The following is a 5,099-nucleotide window of genomic DNA, read 5'->3' on the forward strand; positions in this document are numbered from 1 at the left end:
GCTGCTAGACGGCGAGGAAGTACTGGATTCGTTCAAATCCATGCGCGACGGCGTGGTGTTTACCAGCAAGCGCATCATTGCGCTGAATGTGCAGGGCATCACCGGCAGCAAGAAGGATTTCACCTCCCTACCTTACAAGAATATCGTGGCCTGGTCGGTGGAGACCTCCGGCACCTTTGATATCGATAGTGAACTGGAGCTGTATTTTTCCGCGGTGGGCAAGGTGCGCTTTGAGTTCAGTGGCAAATCCCGGCTGATGGATATCGCCCACTATATTGCGCGCTACGCACTTTGATCCCGGCCTTCAATCGGGCACACTCCAGCTATCCGTTTGATAGCAGGCTGGCAGTATGTCTGAGAGAAGATCCCCGGCCGCTGGCCGCGTAAAGGGCAAGATCCGCAACTGGAATGACGACAAGGGTTTCGGTTTTATTGAACCGATGCTCGGCGGCAAGCAGGTATTTATCCATATCAAGGCGCTCGGCAATCGCCAGCGCCGCCCCAAAGCGGGCGATGTAGTGACTTACGAACCATCCTCCGACCGCCAGGGGCGCCCCTGTGCAGTGAAAGCAGTGCTGGCGGGGGACAATTCCCAGGCCAAGTCACAGCCAAAACGCAAATCCGCAGGCAACGCCTCCCGCAATTCCCGCCCGCTTATGGTTGGCCTGGTATTTCTCGGCCTAGTGGCCGCTTCGGTGGCACTGGGCAGGCTTCCCCCGCTGTTGCTGCTGCTCTACATCGGCATGAGCCTGCTGACCTACCTGTCCTATTACCTGGACAAGTCCGCCGCCCGTGCCGGCAACTGGCGCACCAAGGAAAGCACGCTCCACCTGATGTCCCTGCTGGGCGGCTGGCCCGGTGCCTGGCTGGCCCAGCAACAGTTGCGGCACAAATCCCGCAAACAGCCGTTCCGCTTTATATTCTGGCTCACCGTACTCGCCAACCTGGGCGCACTGGCATGGCTGCATACGGCGGAGGGTTCTGCGTACCTGCGTATGCTACTGGGTAGCCACGGAGGCTTTCCTTTCTGAGTCGGGTTTTATCATGGCTTAAAACATACAGCTACCGAGAGACAATATGAAAATAATAATGACGCGCTGCAAACCTGGCGTGGCTATCCGGTGACGTTACCAATGCAGGAATATACATTCAGTAAGAGTTTCGCAACGCTGAACAAAGGTTGCCTGCTGATCTCGGTGCCGCTGATCGCACTGTTTGCTGGTTTGCTTTTCCAGTCAGTGATAGATCCGGACAGTTCAGGCTCACAGTGGATCGGCGCACTTTTCGGATTGATCCTTTTTGTGGGTCTCGCCGTGGCAATCTTTCGTGTACTGAAGTCTCTACCACTACGCACGCTCGCAACTGACAATGAAGGCATTTGGTATATCCACCAGAACCGGGAAAGGGGTTTGGTACCCTGGGAGCACATTATTAATGTGCGCGAAAGGCCGCTGATGCAGAGACTGGAACTGCTGGGTTCCAATGGTCACGTGCTGATACACGTGGAATACCAGCTAACTGGATTTGAGACGCTGAGAAATACCATTCACAGAAAAGTGGATATTGCCGCAGCGTTCGACGGCCAAACACGCTTTGGGTGCAGTAATGGCTACCACTGGCTTCCCATCGGAAGTCTCGTAGTGTGGCCCAGCCTGGGTATTTACGTGGGTCTAACCAGTAGCCCCGGAATCGGAATTGCGGCAGTGGTGATGTCTATTTTTATCGCCTGGGAGTATTTCACCACCGCGACTGGAGTCGAGATTTATCCCAACGCTATCGAAATCAATTACCCAGCAGCCAAGCGTCGCCTCCAATTTTCTGAAATCCAGGACATTCGACTTACTGACAGTCACCATCGCGGTAATCGCGTACCGGAAGTGTTGATTTCCTCGCGAAATTCCGCCAAACCGCACAAATTGAAACAACTCGGGGTGGATGCCACGGTGCTGTTTGCTTTGCTGTGCAAGGCCACCGGACGCAAACGCTAATATTCATATTCAACTGGCGTAGTAATGCCCGCCAAAAAATTGCATCACCTCTGTCGAATTTGAGCCCGCTGCTGCGACTATTGGATAGCTACGCAATCCAGCGCTGGCTTCACCCGAGGAAAGACCATGTCCAGAAAGATATTTGTAAACCTGCCAGTCGCCGATCTGGGAAAATCCGTCGAGTTCTTCTCCTGGCTCGGCTTTGATTTCAACCCCCAGTTCACCGACGAGACCGCGACTTGCATGATCATCGGTGAAAGCAATTTTGTCATGCTCCTGACCAATGATAAGTACAAGAGCTTCACGCCTGGGCTTGAGATCTGCGATACATACAAGAGCAGCGAGGTGATAGTGTGCCTGTCCGCGGAAAGTCGCGAAGAGGTAGATGCGATGATTGAAAAAGCCATTGCTGCCGGCGGCAGTGCCTACCGCGAGCCGGAGGAATACGGTTTTATGTACGGCCGCGCCTTCCGCGATCCGGACGGCCACATCTGGGAATTAGTGTGGATGGATACTGCCGCGATGCAGCAGCCCGGCTGAAAAATAGGCCTCATGAAGGACGGGGTGTTCGCCAGCAGGCGGAGGACTGACTGGCGAGTGACACCCTATGGGCGTACCGACAAACGGCAAGTTGCAATACGGCGGCGGGTACTTATCGTGTGCGCGATGGTTCCAATTTTGTTACGCAATCTTGCACCGGATTCTCACAATAAATAAATATGAAAACTTACTTAGCTGGTCTTACGTTTATTACTGCAGCTTTTCTGGGGCTTGCCGGCCACGCGGCTGATGCGGGCTTCGCAATAGAAGAGGAATCGCAACTCGTAGTAAAGCAACCCGGTCCACATCAGGGCGGTGGTGAGACCACGGCTTTTCCCTTTTTTGCAAATGTGTCCGACCTGGACATCGTTTTCCGCAAGCGCATTCTGCACCCGGGCGCGGCTATTGGTTATCACGAGCAGCACAAGGACGAAATCTATTATGTGATGAGCGGTACCGGTGAGCTGACCATGAATGGAGTGAAGTCGCAGGTTGGCCCCGGCACATCCATCCTAACGCGTCCGGGGAATTCCCACGGGTTGCGGCAAACGGGCTCCGAGGATCTGGTGATATTTATTGTTTACCGCAAGGGTGGCTGACCAACAGGTCTTTTATTCTGAAATTCCTTTCAGGGCCACCCTTGAAACGCTCAAAGTCAGCACCATAACGCGTATGTCTTTCCGCGTACCTTTCCTCCAATAAGAGATCATCATGGCAAACCAAGAAATCAATGAGATCAAGCGCATCTTCACTTCCCGACTGGATGTGCTCGAGCATATTTTGTCCATCGGCGAGAAGCACGTTGCCGATTCCGGCGCACTGATGCAGGAGCGCCTGGCTGAGGATATGTTCCCGTTTGGCGCGCAGGTGGCACTGGTGTGCAACCAGCCCCGCGGTTTTTCCCAGTGGTGCGCTGGCCAGCCGGTGGAGAACCTGAGCATCGAGGTGACCTCACTGGAGCAGGCGCGCGCGCATATCGCGGAGACCAGGAAAATGGTTGAGGGTATTACCGCCGACGACAGCAAGCTGGACGAAGTAAAGCGCATCGGTCTCGGCCCGGGCCGCTTTGCCGAGCTGCCAGCACGCCAGTACATCAACGACTACCTGGTGCCGAATGTGTATTTCCACATTTCCATGGCCTACGCGATTCTGCGCAAGCTGGGTGTCCCGATCGGCAAGGCCGACTATATGACCTACCTCGCACCGCACATCAAGCAGGACGCGTAATCGGCAAAGTCCGTGCAATAAAAAAGGGCTGCGGTGTTTACCACAGCCCTTTTTTATTTTTCCGGAAAACTTCGGCTCAGGGTTCCGCCGTTGCCGTGGCTTTCTGGTGTGCTTTTGCCACCGCCGAGACGTTGGTAACCGTCACTATCGCACCCGGTGTAACCGGTCCGGCAAAATCCGCTTCTGCCCGCAGGGCTTCGTCGGCGTTGCCAATTGTGTAACGTTTCAGGCTTTCCAGACTCTCGATATGCAGGAAGTTGCCATTTTCCGGCAGCGTTTCGTCGTACTGATCCCGGAACCAGCGCCGACCGTGGACGACCACCTTACCCACGGATTCTTTCGCGGAAGGAAGACCGGGGATCATGTAGTCCAGAGTGAAGCCATTGTAGAACGACTGGATTTCCACAGGGTCATCGAACGTAGTGAAATCAATTTCAAACTTGTTGGTGATGCTGTAGTAGGTATAACCAACCACCTGGGTTTTTGGCCCGCAGATCTTCTCCACCATGCGACAGGTTTCGATCGGGTCCTGCATGATCTGGCAACCCTCGAACACGATCTTCGATTTCACGATGACTCCGGTTTTCGCCAGCGCGTCCCGCACCTGCGAGAGTGAAGCGCTCGCGTAGTCGATCAGCAGGGAACCGGGGCTTGAGTGCACATTGATGATCAGGGTATCGATCTCGCTGTATTTGCTCAGCGCCGCAGCAAGCGCCGCCAGGGAATCAATACCGACCAGCTTTGCCTTGGGGTAGTAGGCACGCGCCAGAATCGGTGAAAACTCACTGATCCCGGCATCACCACTGTCATACAACATCAATGTATTGATTCTGGGCCCCTTGGCGGCGGAAGATCCGCCACCAGTGGCTGCCTGAGTGTCGGTCACCGGTGACTGCGTCACTGTCTCTGCATTGAGCACTCGCGTCGCATCGGTGACAGGATGTCTTGGAGGCATGGGGATTTCCTCCTTATTCCGCTGTTTCCACCGCACACAGGCGATTGAGGTCGACAATGGTCTCCAGGCGATCCTCGAGCTTGGCTTCGGCGATGGCGGCCTGCACCAGCCGCTCGCGGTCGTTCGCCAGGGTTTCCTTGTTGGCGGCGGCGCGCTGGATCGCCATGGCGTATTCGTCCAGGGCATCGGCCTGACCGAGCAGTGCCTCAACGATCACGCTGTCGGTGCGCATAGTGATACGTGAATCATTCAGCAGTACACCGTCCACTGGATTGCTGGTGTTGTCCTGGTGCAGCGGCCCGGTTTTGAAACGGTAGTAGCTGGTGGGCGTCGGTACCGGAAACTCGCCGTTTTCATCCAGGGAGGCCGGGGTGATTTCGATGCGGGTG

At 55.2% G+C, this 5,099-nt stretch carries 8 protein-coding genes; 6 read left to right on the top strand and 2 right to left on the bottom strand.

Going from position 1 to position 5,099, the window contains the following annotated elements; genetic code table 11:
• The 6 genes from VIL80_RS11860 to VIL80_RS11885 all read left to right on the top strand — a co-directional run.
• Positions 1 to 295: PH domain-containing protein (locus VIL80_RS11860; protein ID WP_332036318.1), on the top strand; the 295-nt coding region annotated here is incomplete at its 5' end.
• A 55-nt stretch (positions 296 to 350) separates the two neighbouring features.
• Positions 351 to 1,031 carry a DUF1294 domain-containing protein gene (locus VIL80_RS11865; protein ID WP_332036319.1) on the top strand — a complete coding sequence of 227 codons (681 nt, stop codon included), beginning with the start codon at positions 351 to 353 and terminating at the stop codon, positions 1,029 to 1,031.
• Between the two features lie 102 nt (positions 1,032 to 1,133).
• A complete protein-coding gene (locus VIL80_RS11870; protein ID WP_332036320.1) occupies positions 1,134 to 1,988 on the top strand; it encodes a hypothetical protein in 855 nt (284 codons plus the stop codon).
• Between the two features lie 126 nt (positions 1,989 to 2,114).
• A complete protein-coding gene (locus tag VIL80_RS11875) occupies positions 2,115 to 2,528 on the top strand; it encodes a VOC family protein (protein ID WP_332036321.1) in 414 nt (137 codons plus the stop codon).
• A gap of 179 nt (positions 2,529 to 2,707) precedes the next feature.
• The gene (locus tag VIL80_RS11880; protein WP_332036322.1) at positions 2,708 to 3,127 is read left to right on the top strand and encodes a cupin domain-containing protein; all 420 of its coding nucleotides are present in this window, start codon (positions 2,708 to 2,710) and stop codon (positions 3,125 to 3,127) included.
• 112 nt (positions 3,128 to 3,239) lie between these two features.
• Positions 3,240 to 3,755 carry a DUF1993 domain-containing protein gene (locus tag VIL80_RS11885; RefSeq protein ID WP_332036323.1) on the top strand — a complete coding sequence of 172 codons (516 nt, stop codon included), beginning with the start codon at positions 3,240 to 3,242 and terminating at the stop codon, positions 3,753 to 3,755.
• 76 nt (positions 3,756 to 3,831) lie between these two features.
• On the opposite strand, the gene VIL80_RS11890 is transcribed toward VIL80_RS11885, so the two are convergent.
• Both VIL80_RS11890 and VIL80_RS11895 read right to left on the bottom strand, forming a co-directional pair.
• Positions 3,832 to 4,710: a hypothetical protein gene (locus VIL80_RS11890; protein WP_332036324.1), complete on the bottom strand. Its 879-nt coding sequence runs from the start codon at positions 4,708 to 4,710 to the stop codon at positions 3,832 to 3,834.
• A gap of 13 nt (positions 4,711 to 4,723) precedes the next feature.
• A partial coding sequence (locus VIL80_RS11895) for a hypothetical protein (protein WP_332036325.1) occupies positions 4,724 to 5,099 on the bottom strand: 376 nt, incomplete at its 5' end.

The organism is Microbulbifer sp. (genome assembly GCF_036563125.1).
Classification (GTDB): domain Bacteria; phylum Pseudomonadota; class Gammaproteobacteria; order Pseudomonadales; family Cellvibrionaceae; genus Microbulbifer.

Excerpts from the sequence above, each read along its gene's own strand:
- VIL80_RS11880 (WP_332036322.1), top strand. The coding sequence starts at position 2,708 with ATGAAAACTTACTTAGCTGGTCTTACGTTTATTACTGCAGCTTTTCTG.
- VIL80_RS11885 (WP_332036323.1), top strand. The coding sequence starts at position 3,240 with ATGGCAAACCAAGAAATCAATGAGATCAAGCGCATCTTCACTTCCCGA.
- VIL80_RS11870 (WP_332036320.1), top strand. The coding sequence starts at position 1,134 with ATGCAGGAATATACATTCAGTAAGAGTTTCGCAACGCTGAACAAAGGT.
- VIL80_RS11890 (WP_332036324.1), bottom strand. The coding sequence starts at position 4,710 with ATGCCTCCAAGACATCCTGTCACCGATGCGACGCGAGTGCTCAATGCA.
- VIL80_RS11875 (WP_332036321.1), top strand. The coding sequence starts at position 2,115 with ATGTCCAGAAAGATATTTGTAAACCTGCCAGTCGCCGATCTGGGAAAA.
- VIL80_RS11865 (WP_332036319.1), top strand. The coding sequence starts at position 351 with ATGTCTGAGAGAAGATCCCCGGCCGCTGGCCGCGTAAAGGGCAAGATC.